Raw genomic sequence first — 26309 nt, 5'->3', positions numbered from 1 at the left:
AAACTCCGTTTCCTAGCTTTGGGGCTTAAGCCCCAAAGCTAGGAAACGGAAACTGACACAGTTTGTGTTACACTCCCCAAACGGGCGACATTAGACAAGGCAATACCTTTGATTTTATCAAATAACAATCCACTATAATACATAATGACGAATTTAAAACAAACGATTCAACGAATTTTACATGAAGGATATGATATCCAACCTTTTCTCGTAATGAGAGAAGCCGCTGTATACTACAAAAAAACGATTTTACTTGTTGTAGTCAGCCTTTTACTAGCGTTCTTTGCTGCTTCTTTTTTGGGTTCCATCGCCTTTACTCAAATGACAGACATCAATGAAACTGCTACTCCAGCAGAAATACAAGAGCAATTCATTCAATTGATGAACAAGCTTACAGAGCCACCGTTATTGTATACGTATTTGCTTTTTGCTGTGCTTTTTTCTGCGCTATCTAGCGTACTCATTGCGGGATTTTACAAAATAAACGCAGAAGCAGCGCTGGGGCAAACTCCTCGCTTTATTAGCGTTTTTAAATATTTTTTCAACGTAAAAGGACTATACGTTTTTATTGCTCAGGGACTCATTACTTTATTCTTCACTGTATTTTCTGTATTGCTAAAAGAATTCCAATTGGAAATGGTTTCCGTAATCATCAATTGGTTGGTTAATATTCTAACGATTTTCGTTACGCCTTTAATCATCTTTGGTCGTATGTCTCCTTTTACAGCTATCAAAACGAGTATTCAAGTCGTAAACAAACAACCCATCCCGATTATACTAACCGTGATATTGAATTATTTTTTAGTGTTTTCAGGTTTATTTTTCTTCCTAGTAGGAATCTTAATTACCCTACCTTACTTATTCTCTATCTACTTTACTTTGTATAAACAAATTATTGGTTACAACTTAGAGGAAGCAAAAGTATAACGAATTGCACTACACATAAAAAACAAAAACGCTGTTTCAAGAACAGCGTTTTTGTTTTTTTGTGTTTTTGTGAAGTTTGCTCTTTGCTCTTTGTGAGATTTGCAAAACAACAAACAACAAACAACAAACAACTCACCACCACACCATCTCACCACCTCACCCTCTCACCCTCTCACCACCTCATCCTCAATTAAACCATCCTTCTCGATCTAAGCTTCGATATTGTATTGCCTCGGCGATGTGATGAGCGACTATTGTAGGTTGTTGTTCTAAATCGGCAATGGTTCGCGCTACTTTGAGAATTCGATCATAAGCCCGAGCGGATAAATTCAACCGTTCCATCGCTGTGCGCAAAAGCATCAAAGAATCTGCATCTAAATTGCAATACTCTCGCAATAAAGGCGTCGTCATTTGTGCATTATAGTGGATGCCAGGATAAGGACTAAAGCGTTCAATTTGTCGTTTTCTCGCTTCTATTACCCGTTGACGAATGGAAGCACTGGGTTCGGCTAATTGCTTATCCGCTAATTTTTCAAAGGGCACAGGATTCACTTCAATATGCAAATCAATGCGATCTAGCAATGGCCCAGAGATTTTGTTCATATAGCGTTGCATTTCCGCTTGAGTGGATTGCATCATTGATCCAGGTTCGTGAAAATACCCACTGGGACTAGGATTCATACTTGCCACCAACATAAAAGAAGATGGATAAGTAATGGTAAACTTAGCACGAGAAATCGTAACCTCCCGATCTTCCAGGGGTTGTCGCATGACTTCTAGTACTTCTCGTTTGAATTCGGGCAATTCATCCAAGAACAACACCCCATTGTGTGCCAGGGAAATCTCTCCTGGTTGAGGATAGCTCCCTCCTCCTACTAGAGCTACAGAAGAGGCCGTATGATGGGGATTTCGAAACGGACGTACGCGAATTAACCCTTTGTCTTTGGCTTTCCCTACCACACTGTGTATTTTAGTTGTTTCTAGGGATTCCTCAAGTGTCATTGGCGGTAGAATACTCGCCAATCGCTTTGCCAACATGGTCTTTCCCGATCCTGGTGGTCCGATCAAAATAATATTATGTCCTCCTGCAGCCGCGATTTCCATGGCTCTTTTTATACTTTCTTGTCCCTTAACATCTTTAAAATCGCGATCTAGCATATCCTCTTGATTTACTTCATCCCCATCTAAATCCAATTGATAGGGTTCCAAAACGCGTTTTCCTTCAAAGAAATCAATAACCTCGCTTATATGCGTTAATCCATACACTTCCAATCCATCCACTACCGCTGCTTCTTTTTGATTTTCTTCAGGTATAATAATTCCCTTATACCCTTCCTCTTTCGCTTTAATAGCAATGGGCAATGCTCCATTAATACTTTGTAAAGTACCATCTAAAGACAATTCTCCCATCAAGATGTATTGGGTTTCATCCAGGTGGAGTTTGACCTGTTCAGAGGCAATTAGAATACCTAAAGCAATGGGTAGATCATAAGCAGAACCTTCTTTTCGCATATTCGCTGGAGCCAAATTAATCGTTATTCGCTTCCCAGGAAGTCGATAACCTGTATTGGATAAAGCAGCGGCAATTCGATAGGAACTTTCTTTAATTGCATTATCTGCCAATCCTACTAAATAATACCCTACCCCATGATCAACATTCACCTCTATAGTGATTGTGGTGGCCTCAATGCCGAACACAGCACTTCCCGCTATTTTTGTTAACATATTTTCTATTTACTGTTAATATTCTTCTCTTAATTTTATACTTAATCAAATTTTATTCCTAAATTCAATCTTATAAAAAATGTAGAGTTGTAGAACACATCCCCAATTAGCAACGATTTTTTAATCTCATATATTTTTTATTTTTTTATTTAAAAATTGAAAAACAAAAATCAAAACACTAACAATCAATACATTAACATTTAAATACCGTTTTATTTCAACTGTAGTATTCATTTTGGCACTCTAGTTGAATAACTACTACTAACGAAGAAAAAGAATTCATCACCTACAACAAGTAAATTAACAGTATGAAAATGATAACAAATCGAAAAGTGTTTTTTATTGGCTTTGCAGCATTGCTTATGATTGGAACGCTAGTAGCTATTAATAGCTGTAATATTGGCAATTCAAAAACATTAGATCCGAGAGAAAATGCCATTGCCTTGCCTATCATTACAATTGATACCACAACGGCCATTACTATTAAAGACTACATTGGAAATATTGAAGGAAAGATCAATGTAGAAATCCGTCCACAAGTTGAAGGAACTTTAGATCAAATTTTCGTTGATGAAGGAGCTTATGTTCACGAAGGGCAACCTTTATTTCAAATTAATCCACAACCTTATCGCGAGATTTTAAACAATATGATTGCGACAGAAAATGTAGAAAAAGCAAAATTAAAGAATGCACAATTGGAGATTGATCGTTTAAGACCGTTGATTGACAATGAAGTTATTGCAGAAGTCCAGTTAGAAACAGCGAAATCAAACTACGAAATAGCAAGAGCTTCTTTGGCCAAAGCTTCTGCTGCGGTTGCCAGTGCTCAAATTAATTTAGATTATACAACAATCAAAGCGCCTGTAAGTGGCTATATTGGTCGTATGCCGAAACGCATTGGTAACTTAGTAAGCAAAGGAGATAAAGAACCTTTAACTGTTCTAACTGATGTCAGTGAGGTATATGTTTATTTTGGAATGAGTGAATCCGACTTCCTTTATTTTACCAAAGACACCAAAAAATCAGATAGTACACGTATCACTTCATCAGGACAAATCTTACCTGAAGTAACATTAATCCTAGCTGATGGGCATGAATATGGTGAAAAAGGAAAAGTGGATATGGTCAATGGACAAGTAAACCGCAACACTGGATCTATCTCCCTACGCGCCTCTTTCCCTAATTCACAAGATGTAATGCGTTCAGGAAACACAGGAACAGTAAAATTACGCGAAACCAAAGCGCATGTAATTTTAATTCCACAAGAAATGACTACAGCTATTCAAGATAAAACTTTCGTCTATCTTTTGGATCAGGACGACAAAGTTAAACTACAGTCTATTCAATTAGACGGAGTTTCTGGTACGAATTACATCGTATCAGAAGGGCTTCAAATTGGCGATCGCGTAATTAAAACGGGATTCGATAAGTTAACAGAAGGAATGTACGTAAAAGCGATGAACTAATTCATTGCTCTTCTACCTATTTTTCACCTCTACTAAAATCAAAAAATATGCTAAAGACTATTATAGATCGTCCGATCTTAGCTACAGTTATTTCGATTATGTTCGTTTTACTTGGGCTAGTAGGGCTAACGTTATTACCGATTACTCGTTTTCCTGAAATTGCACCACCAAGTGTAAGTGTATCCACTTCTTATCCTGGTGCAAATGCTGAAACAGTAGCTCAAAGTGTTTTATTGCCGATTGAAGAAGCTATCAACGGGGTAGACAATATGACTTACATCAGTTCGAAAGCAAGTAACAGTGGTTCGGGAACGATAAATGTATTCTTCAAAGCAGGAACAGATCCCGATCAGGCGGCTGTTAACGTACAAAACCGCGTGAGTAAAGCTTCTAGTGATTTGCCCTCCGAAGTAAATGAGAACGGGATTTCCGTTACCCCACGTCAGAGTGGTAATATCATGACGATTAACTTCTACAGTGATCATCCAGAAGAAATATACGATGAAACGTTCTTACAAGCGTATACACAGATTAACATCAACCGCGAGTTGTTGCGCGTTCCTGGTGTAGCTGCAGTAGGACGTGTAGGTGCGCGTGATTATTCGATGCGTACTTGGTTAAACCCGGAGAAATTAGCCTTATATGGTTTAACTCCACAAGATGTAATTGCAGCAATCAAAGATCAAAACTTTGAAATTGCCCCAGGAAACTTTGGAGAAACTTCAGAAGAAGCTTTTGAAACTGCCTTAAAACACAAAGGAAGATTCAGTCAACCGGAGGAATATGAAAACATTGTAATCAAAACCAATGTAGATGGTTCCGTTTTACTATTAAAAGATGTCGCTCGTGTTGAATTTGGAGCATCCAATGTTGGAAGTGACAACAGTGTGAATGGTTTTCCAGGTTTAACAATGAATATTACCCAAACGGCAGGTTCCAATGCAAGAGAAATTGACATTGCGGTGCGCAAAGTATTAGAACGCGTAGCTCAAACCTTTCCCAAAGGAATTCACTATGAAATCAGTTATTCGGTAAAAGATCAAATTGACGAATCGATTAATCAAGTAAAAAATACACTTTTCGAAGCCTTTTTCTTGGTATTTATTATCGTTTACTTATTCTTACAGGATTTTAGATCGACAATTATTCCGGCAATTGCCATTCCAATTTCATTAATTGGTACGCTTTTCTTCATCTATTTGATGGGATTTTCCATCAATGTATTGACCATGTTTGCCTTGGTTCTGGCCATTGGTATTGTAGTGGATGATGCTATTGTCGTCGTCGAGGCGATTCACGAAAAAATGCATCAAACGGGATTGAAGGCAAAAGAGGCGACCATTGAAACCATGAATGAAATTACCCGAGCAATTATCTCCATTACCTTAGTAATGTCAGCAGTATTTTTGCCCGTTGGTTTTATGCAGGGACCTGCAGGAATATTTTATAAGCAATTTGCTTATACATTGGCCTTTGCTATTTTAATTTCAGCGGTGAATGCCTTGACGTTGAGTCCTGCTTTATGTGCTTTGTTTTTAAAACAGCCCAAAGCAGAAGAATTGGCTAAACAAAAAGAAACCAATCCCATCAAAAGAGTATCTGGGCGTTTTTTCTTTGCGTTTAATACCGCCTTTGATTCATTCACGAATAAATACGTAGCAACCATTGGCAAATTAATCCGTAATAAAAAAGTAGCCATCTCTGGATTAGTATTAATCATTGGATTAGGAGTATTCTTTTTATACAAAACACCTTCTTCTTTTATTCCAAGAGAAGACGATAGTTATATTACATATTCTCTAGCCATGCCACCGGGAGCTTCTCTAGCGAGAACTAAAGTGGTTTTAGCTAAGGCAGATAGTATTTTAAAATTGAGAACAGATATTGAAGGGATGACTGCCATCTCTGGGTATAATACCATCGATGGAAATGCGAGTCCATCTTTTGCCGTGGGGTACATCAATTTAAAGCCCTATAAAAAAAGAGGAAAGGTGAAGAATATCGACCAAATTATAGATGAAATTCAACAAGATTTATCTGTGATTCACGAGGCGACATTCAATGTGTTTCCAAGACCAACCATTCAAGGTTTTGGTGATTTTGGAGGAATTGAATTTGTGTTACAAGATCGATTGGGAGGTGATTTTACATCCTTCAGTCAAGCAGCCGATGGCGTGATCAAAGAATTAAACGAAAGAGAAGAAATTGGAACTGCTTTTACCTCTTTCAAAGCAAACTTTCCACAGTATTTACTAGAGATTGACTACATCAAGGCAAAATCATTAGGGGTAAGTGTAAAGGAGTTAATGAACACCATTAAGAACTACTACGGAAGGGTTAAAGCGGGAGATTTTAATCGATTTGGGCGTACGTATCGCGTGTATATGCAAGCAGATATTGAATACAGAGAGAGTCCACAATCGTTTAACTCAATTTACGTCAAAAACAAGGACGGGGAAATGTTACCTGCCAATACCCTTGTTAAATTGAAAAAAGTCTTGGGTCCCCAGACTGTTAATCGCTACAATTTGTATAATGCGATTACAGTTAAGGTGAATCCTAGTCAGGGGTATAGTACAGGAGATGCGATGAAAGCGATTGAAGAAGTAACGAGTAAAATGCCTGGAAATTATTCGTATGAATTCACGGGTATGTCATTAGAGGAAAAAGATTCAGGTAATCAAGCGATTTTCATTTTTGCTTTGAGTATCATCTTTGTTTACTTTTTACTTGCGGCTCAATATGAGAGTTACTTCTTGCCTATTGCCATTTTATTGACTGTTCCTACAGGATTATTAGGTGTGGCTTTATTTGTCAATTTAGCTGGACTTCAGAACAATATTTACGTCCAAGTAGGATTGGTGATGTTAATCGGATTATTGGCGAAGAATGCGATTTTAATCATCGAATTTGCATTACAACAGCGCAAAAAGGGGTTGTCTATAGTGGAAGCAGCAACAGAAGGTGCTAAGATGAGGTTGCGCCCCATTTTAATGACTTCTTTTGCCTTCGTTGCAGGTTTAGTTCCATTAATGTTTACGGTTGGTCCATCTGCACAAGGAAATCATTCCATTAGTTTTAGTGCTGCTGGCGGTATGCTCTTTGGAGTGGCTGCGGGGATATTCATTATTCCTGTCTTATTTGTCATCTTCCAAAGCATAGATGAACGATTAAAAGCAAAATTTACTAACGATTAAAAAAAGCAGTATGTCTAAAAAAAGAAACACCGCTCCCTTAACACTTGTTTTTTTATTGGGGACAGGTTTGACTTTATTTCAAGCTTGTGCTCCTCAATCGAACTATAAAACACCTCAATTTGATCTTCCTGAAACCTATAGAGGTCAAACGGATAGTATCACGATACAAGATTCCTTGTCTGTCTCTGCTATTAAATGGCGTGACTTCTTTCAGGATGAGCAATTAACTAGTCTCATTGACAAAGGATTGATTCACAATTTTGATATGCAAAATGCGCTTAAAAACTTAGAGATTGCAGCGCAAAAGACCAAGCAAGCGAAATTAGAGTGGTTGCCTTCTATAGGTTTAGAAGCAGGAAGTGTGGCCTATCAATATCGTTCGGAAAATTATTATGGAACGCCTTCTTCTAATTATTACAAAAATAAAGGAGAAGAACCGCCTACGAATATGTATGTTAACTCCGCTCAATATGTGTCTAGTTTATCTTTAAGTTGGGAGATTGACATTTGGGGAAAGATCAAAAGTCAAACGGCTGAACAGCTAGCGCGCTTTCTGCAAACTGCAGAAGCCAAAAAGGCCATTCAAACCGAATTAATCGCTAAGATTGCACAAGGTTACTACAATCTATTGTTGTTGGATGCCCAAATGGAAGTAGCCCAAACCAACTATGAATTGACAAAAAACACCTTGAGAATCGTTGAATTACAACGCGATGCGGGACAGATTACTTCTTTGGCGATTACGCAAACCAAAAACCAGATGTTAGTGGCTAAAGCGCTAATTCCCTCGTTAAAACAACAAATTGCCATCCAAGAAAATGCACTTTCTCTACTGACTGGTCAATTACCAGACAGCATTAAACGAGAAGTTAAACTTGCGGATGTCAAGCAAGAAGAATTGGGTAGTGTAGGCTTACCTTTGGCTTTACTTCAATACCGTCCAGATGTACAAATGGCGGAGTTAGAACTCAAAGCTAAAAATGCGGCAGTTGGTGTTGCACAAACCGCGCGATATCCTTCCTTAACGATTAATCTCGAGGGAGGAGTCAACAGTATGTTGGGAGAAAATTGGTTTAATATTCCTGGTTCTCTCTTTGGAAGTTTAATTGGAAAGGTAGCTAATCCTATTTTCAACAAACGCAAGCTAAAAACAGCTTTTGAAGTGGCGAAAATCGAACGTACAAAAAGTGAGATTGACTTTCAAAAGACCGTTTATACGGCCGTAACAGAGGTTACTGATGCTTTAATCAATCTAAAGACCTCAGAAGAGCAGATTGAAATTGCAGATGAACAAGTAACTACGTCTCGTTTGGGTGTAAAGCAATCAAACTTGTTATTCAACAGTGGCTATGCCACCTATATTGAGGTGATCAATGCACAGAAAAACATGTTGGACAATGAGTTAAATTTAAACAAATTGAAATTGAACAAGCTTCAATATGGAGTACAATTATACAAATCTTTAGGAGGAGGTTGGCAATAATAAAGGAGTTTCTTTTTTTACAACCACCCTCCTATAAAAGCGAAAAGAGGAATAACCTTCCTCCTTTTCGCTTTTTTTTATTCTTCTATTTGCTGATTTAACTCAGCCGTTTTTTCCGCTACCCAATCTGAAATCCATGTTTGAAAAGATTGTACCTTTTTCTCGTTTTTATTTAGCCATTGCTTATTCCCTCCAGGAGTCGTTTGGTAGAGGTAGTTGCAAAAAACATCCTTATCTGATATTGCATTGAAAAAAGGAACATAAAAAACAAGATCCAATTCCAAGAAAGATGATGATTTTTCAGTCTTTACCCCTTGCAGTAAACCTAAAAAATGAGTTGTATTTTCACAAAAACCCTCTTTATCTTGTCCTATTTTTTTTTCAAAATTGACCGCTGCATTCAATACTAATCCCATCTCAACCATTCCATATTTAGAATTAGCATCCAAACTTTTCTCGTCAATTTTCAGATTGATTGTATTTTTTTCTTCTGTAGAAACTGATATCCCATGTGCAAAAGATTCTTCAATCAATTGTAACATCTTTATGCTACGTGCTGTATTCTTTTCCAACAACAAGAAAAAATAAGCAGATAACATGGATTCGATGCGCAACTGCTGACTTTCTTTTAAACTGGCCAACATATAATGTGAACTAGCATGCATTGGATTCTCATAAATTCCAGCAACTAAAGCACGCTCTGCCCCTTCTAAGTTATTCAATTTAAAATAACAAATGGCTAAATTGTAGTAAACCATCACGTCTACTTCGTATTTTTTAATGGTATCTTCAAGCAAGTCAATTGCTTCTTCTACTTGTCCCTGACTACTTAAAGTAGAAGCTTTCACTACAATAGCAGGAACGGTGTATCGTCCTCCTCTTTCAATTGCTTTAGTACTATATTCAATAGCTAAATCATATTGTTTTGCGTACATATAGCTCATACCTATTTCGTAAAGTGCAATACTAGAATTTGGGTCTAGTTCTAACATCTTTTGATAACTTTCAATAGCTTTGTCATACTGCCCCTTATCGTGATAAGCTATGCCTTCTTTCAACAATTGTTCCAGTTGATTTTGAGCGTGAACTGCAACAATAGAAAGCAGGAATAAACATAAGGTGATTACATATTTTTTCATCGTTAGGCGATTTTAAATCTTAATTTCCGAAGATACTCCTTTTTAGATTTCCTTAACAATAATGCATCACGAAATGTTTCAACAATTTTTCATGAGGTCATCATAATTAAATTTATACCACCTATCTTTGTAAGAGTAAAGCCACGGCTTTCATTCCCTAATTTAAAAAGACAAGTATGAAAGAACAATACGAGCAAATTGCTATTCAATATCACAGTGAAGTATTAGAAAAAGAGACAGAAGAAATTTTATGGGGAATTGTCGTTGATGCAGATAAAAACTTATTTCAGATTGACAATATTCCTTTCTATGGTCCGGAATTATCATGTGAGGATATTGTACATGCCAAATACGATGAAAAAGCCAAGCGTTATCAATTGGTACATATAGAGCAACCATCTGGAAATACAACCGTTCAAGTCATGGTACTCAAAGAAAAATACAACCGTGAGGATTTGTACAATGAGATTTTATATGCTCAAACTGAAATTGAATTAGTGGATGATTATTACTTTGTAATTAACGTACCAGCTAAAACAGATTACAAGAATGTATACGCTATTTTAGCTGCTTTAGAAGAAGAACAAGTGATTTCTTTTGCAGAGCCTAATTTATCGCCAAAACACAATGCTGATATCAGAAAATAACAAGAAAAGCCTTGCAAATTGCAAGGCTTTTTTATGTATATCAATATTTATTTTTTAGAACTGAAAGTAAATAAACGGTTGTGGACCTGCTGTAGCTGTAGCATATACCACCCAGAATACAAATCCTAAGATGACCGATTTTACAAAAATTGGCGCTACGTTAAACCATTGTTGTGGAATAGCCATCCAGCGTTTCGGAATAAAGTGCCACACAAATCCGATAGCAATTAACAAGAATACATTTTTATACCCCATAATAATCGTTTGCCAAGCCTCCCAATCAAATTGAAGGTCTGCGATATTATAAATGATATTCAAAGCGGTTTCAAATGAATTAGCGCGGAAGAAAATCCAACAAAAAGCCACAAAGTGGAACGTCAATATTATTGAGATTACTCGCCATATAAAAGAAGCAGGTTTATCCTTCTTACGTGGAAATAATTCCATGACCAATTTGTGTACGGCTAAAGCAATTCCGTGTAAAGCCCCCCACACAATAAAACGCAAACTTGCACCATGCCACAATCCTCCTAACAACATGGTGGTCAATAAATTGAAATTAGTAAATAAGCTCTTTTGTTTTGTTTTAGACAAAGCAATAGTCAACAGAAACACTACAAAAGATAAAATACCAATAATCAAAGGATAGATACTCGCATTATAGCTATAAATCCCCCATCCAATAATTCCAACGAAAAATAAACCGGGGAAGAAATAGCCTCCAAAAGTTCCCTTTCGATTTCCTCCTACTGAAATATAAAGAAAGTCTTTCAACCAAGTAGATAAAGAAATATGCCATCTTCTCCAGAATTCTGTAATTGATGTAGACTGATAAGGCACGTTAAAGTTCATCGGCAGGCGATACCCCAGTAATAGGGCAATACCAATTGCCATATCGGAATAACCTGAGAAATCACAGTAAATCTGAATAGCATATCCATAAGAAGCCATTAGATTTTCAAAAGCAGTGTAGCTATTAGGTGCGTCAAATACGCGATCCACAAAGTTAATGGAGATATAATCGGAGATTACCGCTTTTTTCAATACCCCTCCAATAATTAAGAGCATTCCTTCATTTACTTGATCTCGTGTTACAAGGAGATTGGAGTAAATCTGCGGAATAAAATCCTTCGCACGGACAATAGGTCCTGCCACCAATTGGGGGAAGAATGAAATAAAAAACAGATAATCCAAAAAGCTCTTCGTGGGTTCAATCTCTTTGCGGTAAATCTCTATAATATAACTAATCGATTGAAAAGTATAAAATGAAATTCCCACAGGTAGAATTAAATCGTCTAAATGGAATTTGGTATCTGCAAAAAAATTGAATCCATCCAAAAAGAAGTTGGTGTACTTAAAGTAGCCTAATAATCCTAGATTTAGTACTACACTTAAGGTCAACAAAAAACGTTTCTTCGCCTCATTCGTACTGTGGTGAATGGTATTGGCAAAGGTGTAATCCATCAAAGAAGATCCTATTAAAATAAAGAGGTATAAACCACTTGATTTATAATAGAAAAACAAAGAGAACACCACTACGTATAATAAACGAGCGTGAAATGTTTTCCTTAAACCAATATAGATAAAGTAAAAAACAATAAACATACCCAAAAACAAAGCCGAGTTAAACAACAAAGGCTCTTTAGGGTTAAATGTAAACCATTGGATTACATCATCCAGGGTTACAGAGGGCATTTCTATATTAAATAGACTCATTTGTCTGTTCTGTTTCTGTTGAAAAATAATTCTGATATACCTTCATCAATCCTTCAAAAAACAAGGTTCCAGTATATTCATAACCTTTAATTGTATAATGTACTAAATCTTTCGATAGCAATTGCTCATCAATTAAATATGGCAGTCCCAACGTACCTCCTAAATTGTAATACATATCCCAAATTGCATACTTCTGTTCAACGCCATTGATGATAATTTCATTGGCTAATGTACTTGCAACCGTATTGGGATTTCCCTTTGAAAAATAACTAGGCGGTGGTGAAGTGACTAAAATAGAAGCTTGAGGATTTTTGCTTTTCACTTCTTTCAAAAATCGGTTAATTTCTACTTTAAAACTCTCTCCATCTATTTTGTCAAAAGCTTCATTGGTTCCTAGTGAGAGGATAATTAAATCGGCTTCTAATCCTTCCAATTGATCGAAGAACAAAGGGTATTTATTATAATCTGAATAACGAGCACCATTTACCCCAATGGTGTGGTATACAATTCCTGCCTGGTCATTCTCTAATACAAGTCCATTTAAATCGTTGGACTCATTTTGAGTCACTGCATACAGGTAAAACTGTGCAGTTGCGTTAGGAAAATCAAAAGCAAAGAACGTTTTTTGTTTGTTGTAATTCACAGGATGAAATACAGAAGTTGCAATCTGCGGTCGTTCAATTTCTTTGGTTGGAATAATTAGGGTTTTTCCCGCCTGAATATTCGCTGATTTCAACTTGTTTAACTGTTTCAAATGCGCAACAGTCGTATTGTATTTTTTTGCAATCCCTGATAAGGATTCTCCTGATTTGATTTTATGTGAACTCGTCTTTGCTACAGTTGTGTTAGTTAAGTTCAATTCTCTATCCGTTGTACCTACGCGATAAGTCAATTCATTATTGGGGGTGAAGAGCTTCACTTTAGTAAATGCGAATTTACTATCTCTCAAATCTACTTTGATTATAGCATCTTTCGCATTGGAAGACAATGCAATACCACTTAATCCTACTTTAGCCCCATTGACTGGATAGATGTTTCGTCTATTCTCCCAATCGGAATTACTAGAATAACGCACAAAATTATTGCTATTTGTACGCGCTAATTGATAGGGAAAGGTAAATCCCAATCCTCCATTTCCAAATTGTTCTTGAATTAAATTGCGCACTCTACCACTGAAGAAATCAGCTTGAATGTGTGAATCACCAATATGAACAATATTCACTTTTTTTCTCTTTCCAGAGCTTAATTCCTTTAAGCTCTGGAAAAAGTGTTTCAATTGTTCAGGATAATAGATTCTATTCTTATAGGGCTCATTTAGTGTATCTTGTACACTAGACTCCGCAAAGGCTTCTTGATCTTTTGGTTGTTGTTGAGCCAAAACACTAGTACTCACCAAAAGCAATAGCGAAGCCAGTACATTACTCCATCTCATCATTGGACACCGTATCTATTTCTTTTTGAACTTTCTTTTTTTGAAGAGCATCTTCTTTTTCTTTTACTCCTCCCCTGCGTGCGGTTTCTCCACCTTTTTCTTTCTTATACGTAGCATAACCTTCTTCTAATTGTTTAAAAATTAGAGCAGATACCGTTTGTGCACCTCTAAAATTAAAATGCGTATAATCTTTATTAGCCTTAGCAGGAGATCCTTCTACCCATTGAACCATAGAGCCTTTTCCTCCCATTGCTTCATATAAGTTGAAAAATCCAGCTTTGGATTCCATCGCATACTTACGCTGTGCACGCATCAATGGGGTTACCGCTGAATCGGTTTCCATCGTCAAATTGTATTTGGTCGATTTATCTGCCGTAGAAATAACTAAGATAGATGCTTTAGGAAAACACTGTCTTAAATGACTAACGACTTTATTCATCTGTTTGGTATACCAACTGTAATTATAAGATCCATAATTTAACACATTGGTTCCATAGTGTAAGATAATCAAGCTATAATCCAATTCTTTTTGGAATTTCTGCATGACTGACACATTGAATAGGGACAACGGCAATCCTGAGTTTCCACGACTAGAGAAATTATCTACTTGTACTCCCGTTGGGCTACTAACATCTATACCATACAAAGGAATCGAATCTGCATGAAGAAATTGCAATTTCAACTGCTTGATTGAACTTCCCCCTGTTAGTTTTAATCTATTTAAAGCTTCTGTAGCATGTAAAGCTTTTCGAAGGGTATCCTTTTGCATAATCACATCAACGGTACCTCGTGTATTTGTTGATCGACCGTAGTACAAGGTCGGATTATTCAGCGTTGTCATATTGCGAATAGTACCCGCTTGGTAACTAACCCATGTTGGTTTTACGGTATCTTTTACGAAAAACACTTGTCCTCCAATACCAAAAGGTTTACGTGGACTTTTGACGTTGAGGTAAGACTGTACTTTCCAGTTTGGTGAATATTTATGGGTAACCGATCCTCGAGATTGAGCGGATTCAGAGGTAATTTGAATAAATCCAACCCCAGATCCTCCATACTTATCTTGGTAGTTTTTTCTTAAATCTTGCACAATCATATCCCCATCTGTCATGGAATCTCCATAATAAGCAATACGCGCACGTCCTTGATTTTGCATTTCTACTTGGTACAAACGACTGAAGAAGTAGTCTAAGAAGACCATTCCTTTAAAACTTGCCTCTCCTTCATTAGAAAACAAATCGTCTTCTTGAATGACAAGAACAGTTCCTTCTTCTTGTTCTCCGTCTGTTGCTGTTGTTTTTTCTTCTTTTACGGCTACTTTTTCTTCCTCAATAGCTTCCAGCAACAAACTGTCAATAACAACATTATTTGTTTTTGGTTTTTCTTCTGAAAAAATCTTTTGTGGCAAATTAGCCTTAAAGAATAAAAAAAAGCCACTAGCCAATATTACAATGGCTAATGACTGTATCATGTATGATTTTACTACTTTCACAAAGAACTAAATTACATACGATTTGGCACCGCGATTCCCAATAAAGAGAATGCGTCTTGGATCACCAAACCAACTTTTTGAGATAATTGTACTCTAAACGTTTTCAACGTTAGGTCTTCTTCTCCAAGAATAGAAACCGATTGATAGAAAGAGTTGTACTCTTTTACCAGGTCATACACATAATTAGCAACTAAAGCTGGACTATGTGAACGTGCTGCATTTTGGATTACTTCCGGGAAGTCTTCCAACAATTTAATTATTTCTTTTTCTTTTGGATCTAAAGCAATCGCTGTAATTACGGGTGTTAAATCGAAATCCGCACGACGCAAAATCGATTGAATACGCGCATAAGCATATTGAATAAACGGCCCTGTATTTCCAGCAAAATCCACGGATTCTTCTGGATTAAACAAGATGCGTTTTTTCGGATCAACCTTTAAAATATAATATTTAAGCGCTCCTAAACCAATTGTCTTATATAGGGTTTCTTTTTCTTCTACTGAGTACCCTTCTAACTTGCCTAGTTCTTCTGAAATCGAACGAGCGGTATTGGTCATCTCTTCCATTAACTCATCGGCATCAACAACCGTTCCTTCTCTACTCTTCATTTTTCCTGAAGGTAAATCCACCATGCCATAAGACAAATGGAATAAACTATCCGCCCAGTCAAATCCCAAGCGTTTCAAGATTAAGAACAATACTTTAAAGTGGTAGTCTTGCTCATTTCCAACCGTATAAACCATCCCTCCAATATCCGGAAAATCTTTTACACGTTGGATAGCCGTACCAATATCTTGTGTCATATACACCGATGTACCATCTCCGCGAAGTACTAATTTTTCATCTAGTCCTTCATCTGTTAGGTCAATCCAAACGGAGTTATCTTCTTTTTTAAAGAACACTCCACGAGCTAAACCGTCTTCTACCACATCTTTTCCCAATAAATACGTATCACTTTCGTAATAGTTTTTATTGAAGTCAATACCTAAATTAGCATAAGAAACTGCGAATCCATCATATACCCATTGATTCATCATTTTCCATAAATCAATTACTTCTGGTTTACCTGCTTCCCAATCCAATAACATTTGCTTTGCTTCCTTGATAATGGGAGCTTCTGCTTTGGCTTGATCTTCTGTTTGCCCATCAGCCATCAAATCTTTGATTTGAGCTTTGTATTCTATATCGAATTTCACATAGTAGTTTCCTACTAGTTTATCTCCTTTTAATCCTGTAGATTCAGGTGTTTCTCCATTGCCAAATTTTTGCCAAGCCAACATTGACTTACAAATATGGATTCCTCTATCATTGATAATTTGTGTTTTATACACTTTTTTACCCGCTGCTTTTAAGATTTCCGCAACGGAAAAACCAAGTAGATTATTTCGAACATGGCCTAAGTGTAAAGGCTTATTGGTATTAGGTGAAGAATATTCAACTAATACTGCTTTGTCGTCCGCTTGTGGAGTTTGGTATCCAAAATGCGCTACTTTGTTCATCTCTACAAATGAAGATAAATAATAGGCATCAGAAACTACCAAATTCAAAAATCCTTTTACAACATTAAACCGTTCGATTTCAGTTGTATTTTCAACTAAATATTCACCGATTTTAGTCCCAATCTCAATAGGGTTTCCTTTAATCTGTTTTAAAAATGGAAAAATAACAACTGTAATATCTCCTTCAAATTCTTTTCGAGTCACTTGATATTCTACTTTATCAATTACTACATCATACAGCTCTTGGGCTGCCTTTATAATCTGAGGAGTTAAAATCTGATTCAACATCATTAACAAAATTTAATAGGCAAAGATAATTCTTATTTTATCATGAATAAAATAGATAAAAGGAAATTTTATCTACAAAAGAAATGGTTTTCTTATTTTATTTTGGAGGAGGATTGGTTTTAACTAGTAAATCGAGTCACATGCTTATATAAAAAGCAAAAAAGACAGGTAAAAATCTCCAACAACACCCCTCTGATTTTCCTAAAATTAGTTAGGATATGCTCTCTTTCTATACTCTAAGGGTGGTAAAGCGTGTATTTCTTTAAATGCGCGATAGAAAGATGTCGTAGAGCTAAACCCTACTTCTAAACCAATTTCTTTAACAGACAAATGAGCATATTGTCGATCTACTAATAATTCTTGCGCTTTGGACACTCGAATTGCATTGACATACTGATTAAAATTAGTTTGCACTTGATTAGAAAAGAAATAGCTTAATTCATATTTACTAGTTTCTAAAGTTTCTGCTAATTTGGTTAGGTTAAGACTAGAATCAAAGAAATATTGCGTTGGCAGTTCTGCTAGTAATTCTTTTATTGTTTGTAAACGCTTAATCTCTACATTTGACTTCACATATTTTGTCCATTCTTTTTTTTCGTTCACTCTTGAAGGGTCAGTCTCAAGCAAAGCCACAAATCGCTCTCGATGTTCTTGAGGTGCTACTAGATGAAGTTTTTCTATATTTTGTTGAAGGAAAACCAAGCTCAAAAATAACAATAGAAGAACAAAAAAAAGTAAACTTACTGTCATCATCCACGTGAAATTACTGAAAACAACAGCCGATAATAAGCTGATATTCAAAATAAAAAAACCAAGAAATAACAGAAAAAACTTCCCTTTGTCTTGGGATATCCTTCTTAAATCTGTAAGAAATAGATAACTATAATACAGCATAGTACTGAACAAAAGAGCCACTAAAAACAAGAAAAAAACGCCTTCTCCTTTATCAAAAAGATCATGAATAAAAAACTCAATCAACGTCAATACAGCTAAGGCATAGGAGAAATAAAACTTAACGAGGTATCCTTTGTTTTGATGGGCTATTTGGTTTGACTCAACAAAACAAAAATAATAACTAGGCCAAAACAAAAAAAGGAACCCCACAATGACATGATCTCCTATACGCTCACTTTGCCCTATAAACACAATCAATTCAACTAATGCAAATAGCATCATCAACCACGTAAATTGCCGTCTTCTATCAAAGTAGTTTTCTTTTGAGGCATTGGTCTTACCATCCAAAACCAACGCAAATACATTAACCACACAGAGTATTGTGAAGATGATAACCGCAAAAAGACTTTGTATCGTATACAATTCCATGATGCTCTTTTATTTTTTCTCTATTTCTTCTAAATATTGAATAAAAAAAGATGGATTTACCCCAATACTCTTTTTAAATTCAATAGAAAAACTACTATGTGAACCAAATCCTACAACCTCAGCTAAATGGCTAATTTTATACTCTCGATACTCTTTTTCAAAACGCATGAGTTTTACACTTTCACAAAGTCTTAATTGGGTAAGATACATTTTGAATTCAACTTGTTTGTGTTGCTGTAAAACTTTAGCTAACGCCGTTGGAGTTACCTGACAAGACTCCGCTAAAGCTTCTAAGGTAATTGTACTATCAACAAATCCTCTTTCCTGTTCAAAGCACATCAAGGCTTCTACTACTGCTCTTTCATCTTCTTCACAAGGAATATTATACCAACTCACACCCTGAAAAAACGAAGCCAATTCACTTTCTTTAGCCTGAGCTAATTTTTGTAAAAAAGCGGAAGAAGGACCTTCCTCTTCTTGATTTTTACTCTTCTTTTTACGTCTCAGAAGGAAATAAATTCCTGGTGCGATTAATAAAACAACTAAAAATGATACAATTACAACTAAATACTTTTTGTTTTTATAGGTAATTTCCTCCTTGAATAGGTGCTGTTGCTCCAATAATTCATTGACGGTCTTTGTCCTAAACTCTTCTTTTTCGTGTCTTTCATCCAAATACAATTTATTGTACTTGCTATAGTTCTCCCAATCACCTACGGTTTCATAATATTCTCGCAGATAATCATAACAGATTTCCTTGAGATCTCTATTGTCATTTAGTATTGCAATATGTAACCCTTTGTAGTAGTAATCTAAAATTTGATTCGCCGTCACGGGTTTCTGTTGTATCCCATAGACTTTAGCTAATCCTGCATAAATATATCCTAAAGCTAGAAAATCGTCTATATTTTCTTCTTTCATAATATATTCATATCCTTTTTCATACGCCTTCTCTGCCTTGTCGTATTGTTTAAGCTCTAGATAATTGATTCCTTTATTCTGCTCTATCGAACACATATAGTGATTGTAGTGAATAAGTGCTGTACCTACTTTAGCAATATAACTTTCTGCACGTTGAATACTCAACAAAGCTTCATTATAACTCTTTTGCTCATAATAATAAGCAGATAACAGGTGATAGTAATAAAAATGAGAAAAATTGCGGTCATGTTCATCTGAAACCAATGGAATTATTGCTTCAATTTTATCAAAATACAACATAGCTTCACTAAAAAGCCCCAAACGACTATATTCTGCTCCAACAAAACCATATAAACGACTCAGCCATTTATAGCTTTTATTTTTTTCTGCTAAATCAATGGCTTGAAAGGCAAATTGCAAAGAGGTAGGTATATTAAATTCATCGTGATAAAGATAGGCATGTATAAACAGAGCATGTATTTTCACATGAATATCGGCATCGTTTTTATAAATTGAATCAACTAAGAAAAAGGCTCTTTCTTTATTTGTTGACCGCACCTCTGTGAGGATATTTGCCAATAACATTTCTGATTTACTTACTTGCGCTTGTGCCAAGGTGCAAATGAGAAGAACGATAAGTATCCTTAAATGTCTTCTTTTCTTCATCCATTTTTTATTTAACATCTACTATCAATACATCCATTCAAATAATTAGAGATACTTCCTTACGCTCAATCGCTTGGACAATCCTAAAATTTTAAAGCGAATCAATGCTATTTTTAGCAAATATGCAAATTACGAAAGAATTTCAGACTTTTTAAAATCTATTATTACGATACAAAGACAATTTTTAAAAAAAATCACTCCTATTAACGCAATCCCTTTATTGACTAAGGTTGAGAGAGATTTAATTTACTTTCCTTAAAACAACAAAAAAACAGCTTCTTTTTTCCGATTCTTTACTTCTATTTTATTCAAATTAACTGCTATTTCTGTGTTTACAACTGTTAAAAAACGCAAGTAGGGATTAACGAAAAGAATTAATTCAAAAAAAGAACATAAAAAACTTAAAAACAATGTATTACACCCTATTACCAAATTATTAGAAAAGATTTTATTACTTTTTTGAAAAGCCTTTATTCGCAGTTTTCGACATTTTTGCAACCAACAGAATCACAACATAAGGAAGGTCTTATTTTTTTGCACGTTGAGTTTTAAGTAATAAGCAAAAACAATTCACAGTCCCCAATAATCAAAGATCGACCTTCCTTCTTGTGAGAGACCTTGTTAAAGTCATTCCGCTATAATGAAACCTTGCAACGTCATTCAAATAAAAATTAATCAAAACGCTATGAAACGAAAAAAAAATCAAATCTTACTCAGTCCTTTACTCTTTGTTTTCTTTGCTTTGTTTTTGCCATTTACGAGCAGGGCTGCAAATGTCAATTGCACAATCCCCTCGCATTCCATTTTGCTTACTCCTTCCAGAACAGTATTAGAAACAGGAAAATCATATCACATTACTCAAAACACAACCTTAACTGGACAAACACTAACAATCGAAGCTGGTGCTAAACTATACATCCCGACGGGTTTAGTTCTACAAGCAGGAGGAACAATGCATATGCAAGGTGGAGAAATCAACATTTGTGACAATGCGGGTTTCTTCTTCAAAGGAGCAGTTAATATTGGAAAATTAGCCAGTCAAAAAGATGCGATTGTCAATGTAGGAAATTTTAGTTTTTTCAGTGTGAATGGATCCATCAGTCAATTGGATCCAGCAGATGGGAAAATAAATACACCAGGTAAAGCACAATTCAATTTAGGGGATGGTGCAAATATAAATGTCTGTGCTACCCTATCTATTTCTTCCCTTCACTATCCGATGGTTAACTATGTTGGTATTGGCGATGTCAATGCCAATGTAGTCAATCGCGCTCCTGCCTCAGGTACTCCTGGCGCACGATTATCAGAGTCAGCATTCGTCAATTGGTTTGCGCTAGCAGGTTTAGCACACGTTTCTCCAGGAAGAGCATCATTGTGTACGAATGCTACCGCTTGCCAAGAAATGTGGCCTCCAGGATTAAAGCAAGAAATTGAAGGTATCTGTTCCGAGACAGGAGGTAATATTAATCCTAAACCAGCATTAACCTTAACCAAAACTGGAAAATTTAATGAAACAAGCGAAAATGAAGGTTATGCCAGTGTTGGAGAAACCATTACCTATACCTTTAAAGTAAAAAACACCGGAAATGTTCCTTTGCGAAGAATTCTAATTACAGATGATCGCTTAACGGACTTACCTACTCCTACTTATGTAAGTGGCGATACAAATAACGATGGCTTATTAGATCTTACTGAAACTTGGACTTATCAAACAACGTATAGTTTAAAAGAAGAAGATATTTCAAGAAAAGTAGTCTATAACATCGCTACAGCAACTGGATCTGATTTCAAGTTTAATACAGCTACAGCAACATCCTATGACCCTAATCCTTTACCCTTGGATACTCCTGATCATCCGGGAATTTTAGCGGATTGTCCTAAGTGTACAATTGTATTGCTAAAGGAATATTATCTTTTGGTAACTAATCCACATATTATACAATTAATAAGAAACCTCGATAATTAATATCTCATTTAAATTAATCTAAAAGAAAGACTTAGCCTTCAACCCTAAGTCTTTTTTTTTCGTCTTAACCCAATTCTTTTCTTACTCACTTTTTTATCTATATTTGATTCAAAATCCATCGAATTGATTATGAAAAAATTTCCAGCAAAGAAAAAAAGATTCCTCTTATATCCAATTGTTGCTTGTATCATCCCCCTTGTCATTTTTTTTACGCATGAGGGAAGTGAAAAACACCTCTGGTTTAATCTTATTTTAGGCAGTTTACCCTTTTTCTTATTGATTTGGATCTACTTTTCTACTGCCTATTGGATTCAAGACCATCACCTGCATTACCGATCTGCATTTATCCGTGGAAAAATAAACATCATTCGCATCAATGAAATTCAATTAAACAAGACGTTATGGGTAGGATTAAAGCCTGCACTAGCCACGAAGGGGATTATTATTACATACAACCGATTTGACGAGGTTTATGTTGCACCATTAAGCAATACATCTTTAGCCAAGGCATTACTTGAAATTAATCCACATATTGAAGTAAAACAAACAACTTCCTCCTAATCGACTCATAATATGGTTTCTCTTTGTAAATAGAATGTTATTTTATAAAAATTAATATAATTTTAAAATATAAAATTTTTTAAAATTATATTAATTTTATTTTTTTTGCTATATTTAAAATAAATATATGTTTTTTTTAAAAAAATAACACCCATAACAATGAAAAAACTATTCACCTTACTTTGTATTTTAGTTATAAATAGTAATGCTCATAGTAGAAATACCCCCAACCTATCTGCTACTAAAGACGAACTAATTCCCCCTTCTAAAACCTTAAATTCCCCCTCCGTCTCACAATCACTCGAAACTTTTGATGATACGACTTGCCCTCCTATTGCCTATCCATTCTGGGAGGGATTCAATACAAATTCACCAACAATAGCCTGTTGGACCATGCTAAACAACAGCAACAACGACAGAGCTTCGTTGGAAAACTGGTATTTCTCTTCCTCTTTTCCTTATGAAGGAAATCGATCTATCAGTTTTATAGGATTTAATAATTCCAATGATGTTTGGTTAATCTCTCCCGATCTTATACTAGATGGTAGTACTTACATTATAAAATACCAATATAGGACTTATCCTTACTTAAACAATCAAGTTGAGGTTCTCCTATCGGATCAAGGAAAAAACCTTACAGATTTCACTCATACCATACTATCAACAACAACGTATCAAGAAGTAAATTGGACCGAAGAAGAAATACGCATCGAAGGATTTACAGGTACGGTTAACCTCGCTTGGCATATTAGCTCTGAAAGCGAGTTATCTATTGAATTAGACGATATATCGGTCCGAAGAGTAAGTAGCTGTCCTGAACCTATAAATCTTACATTAACTAATGCTACGACAACCACTATTACAGCAAGCTGGGAGCCTGACAATAGGGTTACTTCTTGGCAGGTCGATATTTTTAATCGGCATGCTAATCCGTATATTGATCGTCCTGTAAACAGTATAACGGTAACAACCCCTACTGCTACATTTCGCAACCTACCTAGTGGGCAAGTCTACGACCTCTATGTTAAAGCAAATTGCTCACCTAGTTCAAGCTTGTGGTCTTCTCCTCTTCCTATAGCCACGGTGATAACCACTAATGATGACTGTAGCAATCCTCAATTGATTCCTGTCAATTTAACAAGTAGTTGCACCAATTATATTTCAGGAACCCTCCTTGGTGCTACACCACTCCAAACCTTACCTCTAGAGTATAGTTGTCATACCTCACTGCAACGAGATGTATGGTTTCAATTTACAGCCACGGCAAAAATTCATCAATTGGAAATAAGCAATATAGAAACCTTATTTTCCAATTCTAATTTTGCGTTACTAAGTATAGGATTATACGAACAAGACTGTGATAGCATATCAAGAACTCCTGTAGCATGTTATATTACAAATGAATCTATACAAATCCTCCCGGATTTAATACCCGGTCAAACCTATTACATCCAAGTTAGCGACCTATCTAACACCCCAGAAAGTGAAAATAGCTCAGATATTATATTTGATCTCTGCATTACAACCTCAGCTTTTTCTCCTCTAGAAATCACACCACTTGGAGAAGAGCATTCCCTTGACTACCTAGTAAACAATGTTTTAATCGACACCGATTGTAATTTGGCCTCAAATATACACTATCAAAATGGCGATGGTAGCCCTGCGCCTATGTCTTTTAATACCCTTGGTTTTTTCAATAAAGGGAATGCTGATTTTCCGTTTGAAAAAGGCCTTGTCTTAGTGACCAATGAAATTCAATATGTTACAGGACCATCACAACCATCTTCTTTTAGCTTTAGAGGAACAAACGATCACCGTTGGCATGGAGATCAAGACATCAATAGCCTCATTAACGAAACTGGAGGAGGCTTATCACCAATAAAAAGGGTAACCCAATTAGCTTTTGACTTTATCCCCACAAACAATGAAATAAGCTTTGAGTATCTGTTCGCTTCTAATAGTTATGACTCAGGTTGCGGCGTACATTGTTCCGCTGGTGCTTTATTTGCTACTTGGCTAATAGATACCACCACAGGAGAAGGACAAAATCTAGCTAAAGTAGAAGGTACAGACCTTCCCATATCCATCCGAACAGTATTAGACACAAGCAAAACAGAAAGTTTATGTACTAGCTCATATCCTGAATTATATGGAAAACACTACAATAATATCATAAACAAAAAAATAGATGCTCCAATTGATTTTATTGGTTTAACTAAAGCCATGAAATCGAAAAAGGCAACAGTAATACCAGGTCGTCGTTATCAAATCAAATTTGCTGTCATCGACTTTTGCCCAACTACAGCACACTCTACCGCTGTTTTTTTTAATGCAGGCAGTTTTAAAATTGGTGCAATTGATCTCGGTATAGATCGACTAAATACAACGGACAATCCCCTTTGCGAAAATGAATGCATCACACTAGACGCCAAACTAGATCCAAGCGTAACAGATATTACCTGGTATAAAGATGGTGTTATCCTTCCTGATGAAAAGCAAGCAAACCTAACTATCTGTGAAAGTGGTCAGTATAAAGTCGTTGCGCCAGATCCTATATTTGGTTGTTTACAAGAAGGTAATATTACCATTGAATTTACTCCATCTATTTTTGATCTTGTCCAAAAACCTAATGCGTTGAAATTCTGTCAAAAATATTTGTCAGATAAAGAAATCGATTTAACCGCGATTGAAGATGATATGTTCCTAAACGTCGATCCTTCAAAATATAAAGTACGTTACTATTTGACAGAAGAATCAGCTTTACAAGAGGAAGACGAGATTATCAATGGACTCTACATGCTTAGCCCCCAAGCACCTGTATCCGTTTTTTACCTCAAAATAACAGATTTAAAAACGGGGTGTCAAAGTATTACCTCTTTTCCGATTCACTATACTACGATAGGAACACTAAAAGCTCCAGCCAATTTTAATTCTTGTGAGAATTACATTTTTCCTCCCCTCCAACCGAATCAATATTACTATGATCAGCCCCAAGGACAAGGAAAAAACTATATGCCTGGAGACATAATCACAACCCATGGACAGCATACTTTTTATTTATTACAAAAAAGTTCTGAAGAAGATTGTTACCTCGAAGTTGCCTTCCAAGTATACATCGAAAAACAGATAGAAGTAGATAAGTTCGACGATATAGTAGTTCACTGTGACTATTACGAATTACCACCATTATCCGACAATAACCGATACTTCACTAAACCAAATGGAAAAGGAAAAGAATTAGTTGCTGGAACTATAATTATACAGAAAAGCACAATCTACATCTATGCAAGTTCACCTACAAGTCACTGTATCTTAGAAAGTGAGTTTCTGATTGACTTTGACGATTGTCCCATTCCTCGTGGCTTTTCACCTAACGGAGATCAGACTAATGATGCCTTTGATTTGAGTAAACACAACGTGCAAAGTATTAAAATATACAATCGATACGGTATGGAAGTATATTCTCATGGTATAGGTTATACCAACCAATGGGAAGGGCAGAACAAACAAGGGAATAAATTACCTAGTGGGACGTATTATTATGTCATCATCACACATAACAAACAAAAAACAGGGTGGGTTAAACTATCGTATTAGTCTCTTTGAAAAGACAGTACTACACTAAAAAGGATTCCAAGCAAAAACAAAAAAAGCCTATTCATAATGAATAGGCTTTTTTTTGTGGGCGATGAGGGATTCGAACCCCCGACCCTCTCGGTGTAAACGAGATGCTCTGAACCAACTGAGCTAATCGCCCGAATTATAATCGTTGTATTTTAAAATATTGTGGGCGATGAGGGATTCGAACCCCCGACCCTCTCGGTGTAAACGAGATGCTCTGAACCAACTGAGCTAATCGCC

At 36.0% G+C, this 26309-nt stretch carries 16 protein-coding genes and 2 tRNA genes; 8 read left to right on the top strand and 10 right to left on the bottom strand.

Features of this window, described 5'->3' with window-relative positions:
* The first annotated feature begins 144 nt into the window (after positions 1-144).
* Positions 145-927, top strand: a complete 783-nt coding sequence (locus HX004_RS15075) for a DUF2189 domain-containing protein (protein ID WP_286443426.1) — start codon at positions 145-147, stop codon at positions 925-927.
* A gap of 186 nt (positions 928-1113) precedes the next feature.
* Here the strand turns inward: HX004_RS15075 and HX004_RS15070 are convergent, their stop codons facing one another.
* Positions 1114-2652 carry a YifB family Mg chelatase-like AAA ATPase gene (locus HX004_RS15070; protein ID WP_286443425.1) on the bottom strand — a complete coding sequence of 513 codons (1539 nt, stop codon included), beginning with the start codon at positions 2650-2652 and terminating at the stop codon, positions 1114-1116.
* 308 nt (positions 2653-2960) lie between these two features.
* Here HX004_RS15070 and HX004_RS15065 point away from each other — a divergent pair, with 308 nt between their 5' ends.
* Genes HX004_RS15065 through HX004_RS15055 form a run of 3 tightly spaced genes read left to right on the top strand, consistent with a single transcriptional unit; the run spans position 2961 to position 8798 of the window.
* Positions 2961-4118: an efflux RND transporter periplasmic adaptor subunit gene (locus tag HX004_RS15065; RefSeq protein ID WP_286443424.1), complete on the top strand. Its 1158-nt coding sequence runs from the start codon at positions 2961-2963 to the stop codon at positions 4116-4118.
* 47 nt (positions 4119-4165) lie between these two features.
* The gene (locus tag HX004_RS15060) at positions 4166-7315 is read left to right on the top strand and encodes an efflux RND transporter permease subunit (RefSeq protein ID WP_286443423.1); all 3150 of its coding nucleotides are present in this window, start codon (positions 4166-4168) and stop codon (positions 7313-7315) included.
* Between the two features lie 10 nt (positions 7316-7325).
* A complete protein-coding gene (locus HX004_RS15055; protein ID WP_286443422.1) occupies positions 7326-8798 on the top strand; it encodes an efflux transporter outer membrane subunit in 1473 nt (490 codons plus the stop codon).
* A 77-nt stretch (positions 8799-8875) separates the two neighbouring features.
* On the opposite strand, the gene HX004_RS15050 is transcribed toward HX004_RS15055, so the two are convergent.
* Positions 8876-9937 (bottom strand): tetratricopeptide repeat protein, encoded by a 1062-nt coding sequence (locus tag HX004_RS15050; protein WP_286443421.1) that lies wholly within the window; start codon positions 9935-9937, stop codon positions 8876-8878.
* Between the two features lie 176 nt (positions 9938-10113).
* Between HX004_RS15050 and HX004_RS15045 the strand changes: the two genes are divergently transcribed.
* On the top strand, positions 10114-10584 hold the full coding sequence (locus HX004_RS15045; RefSeq protein ID WP_286443420.1) for a DUF4265 domain-containing protein: 471 nt from the start codon (positions 10114-10116) through the stop codon (positions 10582-10584).
* 54 nt (positions 10585-10638) lie between these two features.
* Here HX004_RS15045 and HX004_RS15040 read toward each other — a convergent pair whose 3' ends face one another.
* The 6 genes from HX004_RS15040 to HX004_RS15015 all read right to left on the bottom strand — a co-directional run bounded on the left by HX004_RS15040 (position 10639) and on the right by HX004_RS15015 (position 19921).
* Positions 10639-12300 (bottom strand): MBOAT family O-acyltransferase, encoded by a 1662-nt coding sequence (locus HX004_RS15040; protein ID WP_286443419.1) that lies wholly within the window; start codon positions 12298-12300, stop codon positions 10639-10641.
* Positions 12287-13735, bottom strand: a complete 1449-nt coding sequence (locus tag HX004_RS15035; RefSeq protein WP_286443418.1) for a LysM peptidoglycan-binding domain-containing protein — start codon at positions 13733-13735, stop codon at positions 12287-12289. Before HX004_RS15035 ends, HX004_RS15040 begins: the two co-directional genes overlap by 14 nt.
* Positions 13719-15203: an SGNH/GDSL hydrolase family protein gene (locus HX004_RS15030; protein ID WP_286443417.1), complete on the bottom strand. Its 1485-nt coding sequence runs from the start codon at positions 15201-15203 to the stop codon at positions 13719-13721. Before HX004_RS15030 ends, HX004_RS15035 begins: the two co-directional genes overlap by 17 nt.
* A 32-nt stretch (positions 15204-15235) precedes the next feature.
* Complete coding sequence (gene argS, locus HX004_RS15025) at positions 15236-17014, bottom strand: arginine--tRNA ligase (protein WP_286443416.1); 1779 nt, start codon at positions 17012-17014, stop codon at positions 15236-15238.
* 204 nt (positions 17015-17218) lie between these two features.
* Positions 17219-18334 carry a helix-turn-helix transcriptional regulator gene (locus tag HX004_RS15020; protein WP_286443415.1) on the bottom strand — a complete coding sequence of 372 codons (1116 nt, stop codon included), beginning with the start codon at positions 18332-18334 and terminating at the stop codon, positions 17219-17221.
* Positions 18335-18343: 9 nt separating this feature from the next.
* The gene (locus HX004_RS15015) at positions 18344-19921 is read right to left on the bottom strand and encodes a helix-turn-helix transcriptional regulator (protein ID WP_286443414.1); all 1578 of its coding nucleotides are present in this window, start codon (positions 19919-19921) and stop codon (positions 18344-18346) included.
* A gap of 685 nt (positions 19922-20606) precedes the next feature.
* On the opposite strand from HX004_RS15015, the gene HX004_RS15010 reads away from it, so the two are divergent.
* From HX004_RS15010 to HX004_RS15000, 3 genes are all read left to right on the top strand, one after another.
* Positions 20607-21887, top strand: coding sequence for a CLIPPER-2 domain-containing protein (locus HX004_RS15010; protein WP_286443413.1), 1281 nt, complete (start codon positions 20607-20609; stop codon positions 21885-21887).
* A gap of 129 nt (positions 21888-22016) precedes the next feature.
* Positions 22017-22448: a PH domain-containing protein gene (locus HX004_RS15005; RefSeq protein ID WP_286443412.1), complete on the top strand. Its 432-nt coding sequence runs from the start codon at positions 22017-22019 to the stop codon at positions 22446-22448.
* A gap of 159 nt (positions 22449-22607) precedes the next feature.
* Positions 22608-26045: a choice-of-anchor L domain-containing protein gene (locus HX004_RS15000; protein WP_286443411.1), complete on the top strand. Its 3438-nt coding sequence runs from the start codon at positions 22608-22610 to the stop codon at positions 26043-26045.
* Between the two features lie 85 nt (positions 26046-26130).
* On the opposite strand, the gene HX004_RS14995 is transcribed toward HX004_RS15000, so the two are convergent.
* Positions 26131-26205 (bottom strand) — tRNA-Val (locus HX004_RS14995).
* 30 nt (positions 26206-26235) lie between these two features.
* Positions 26236-26309, bottom strand: a tRNA-Val gene (locus HX004_RS14990).

It is taken from the genome of Myroides sp. 1354 (genome assembly GCF_030324495.1).
In the GTDB taxonomy this organism is placed as follows: domain Bacteria; phylum Bacteroidota; class Bacteroidia; order Flavobacteriales; family Flavobacteriaceae; genus Flavobacterium.
This window is presented reverse-complemented; position numbering and strand designations above follow the sequence as displayed.

What these genes read in the sequence shown, in the direction of transcription:
- HX004_RS15015 (WP_286443414.1), bottom strand. Translation starts at nt 19,921, where the DNA reads ATGAAGAAAAGAAGACATTTAAGGATACTTATCGTTCTTCTCATTTGC.
- HX004_RS15040 (WP_286443419.1), bottom strand. Translation starts at nt 12,300, where the DNA reads ATGAGTCTATTTAATATAGAAATGCCCTCTGTAACCCTGGATGATGTA.
- HX004_RS15020 (WP_286443415.1), bottom strand. Translation starts at nt 18,334, where the DNA reads ATGGAATTGTATACGATACAAAGTCTTTTTGCGGTTATCATCTTCACA.
- HX004_RS15045 (WP_286443420.1), top strand. Translation starts at nt 10,114, where the DNA reads ATGAAAGAACAATACGAGCAAATTGCTATTCAATATCACAGTGAAGTA.
- HX004_RS15065 (WP_286443424.1), top strand. Translation starts at nt 2,961, where the DNA reads ATGAAAATGATAACAAATCGAAAAGTGTTTTTTATTGGCTTTGCAGCA.
- HX004_RS15055 (WP_286443422.1), top strand. Translation starts at nt 7,326, where the DNA reads ATGTCTAAAAAAAGAAACACCGCTCCCTTAACACTTGTTTTTTTATTG.
- HX004_RS15000 (WP_286443411.1), top strand. Translation starts at nt 22,608, where the DNA reads ATGAAAAAACTATTCACCTTACTTTGTATTTTAGTTATAAATAGTAAT.
- HX004_RS15075 (WP_286443426.1), top strand. Translation starts at nt 145, where the DNA reads ATGACGAATTTAAAACAAACGATTCAACGAATTTTACATGAAGGATAT.
- argS (WP_286443416.1), bottom strand. Translation starts at nt 17,014, where the DNA reads ATGATGTTGAATCAGATTTTAACTCCTCAGATTATAAAGGCAGCCCAA.
- HX004_RS15005 (WP_286443412.1), top strand. Translation starts at nt 22,017, where the DNA reads ATGAAAAAATTTCCAGCAAAGAAAAAAAGATTCCTCTTATATCCAATT.
- HX004_RS15060 (WP_286443423.1), top strand. Translation starts at nt 4,166, where the DNA reads ATGCTAAAGACTATTATAGATCGTCCGATCTTAGCTACAGTTATTTCG.
- HX004_RS15035 (WP_286443418.1), bottom strand. Translation starts at nt 13,735, where the DNA reads ATGATGAGATGGAGTAATGTACTGGCTTCGCTATTGCTTTTGGTGAGT.
- HX004_RS15010 (WP_286443413.1), top strand. Translation starts at nt 20,607, where the DNA reads ATGAAACGAAAAAAAAATCAAATCTTACTCAGTCCTTTACTCTTTGTT.
- HX004_RS15050 (WP_286443421.1), bottom strand. Translation starts at nt 9,937, where the DNA reads ATGAAAAAATATGTAATCACCTTATGTTTATTCCTGCTTTCTATTGTT.
- HX004_RS15070 (WP_286443425.1), bottom strand. Translation starts at nt 2,652, where the DNA reads ATGTTAACAAAAATAGCGGGAAGTGCTGTGTTCGGCATTGAGGCCACC.
- HX004_RS15030 (WP_286443417.1), bottom strand. Translation starts at nt 15,203, where the DNA reads ATGATACAGTCATTAGCCATTGTAATATTGGCTAGTGGCTTTTTTTTA.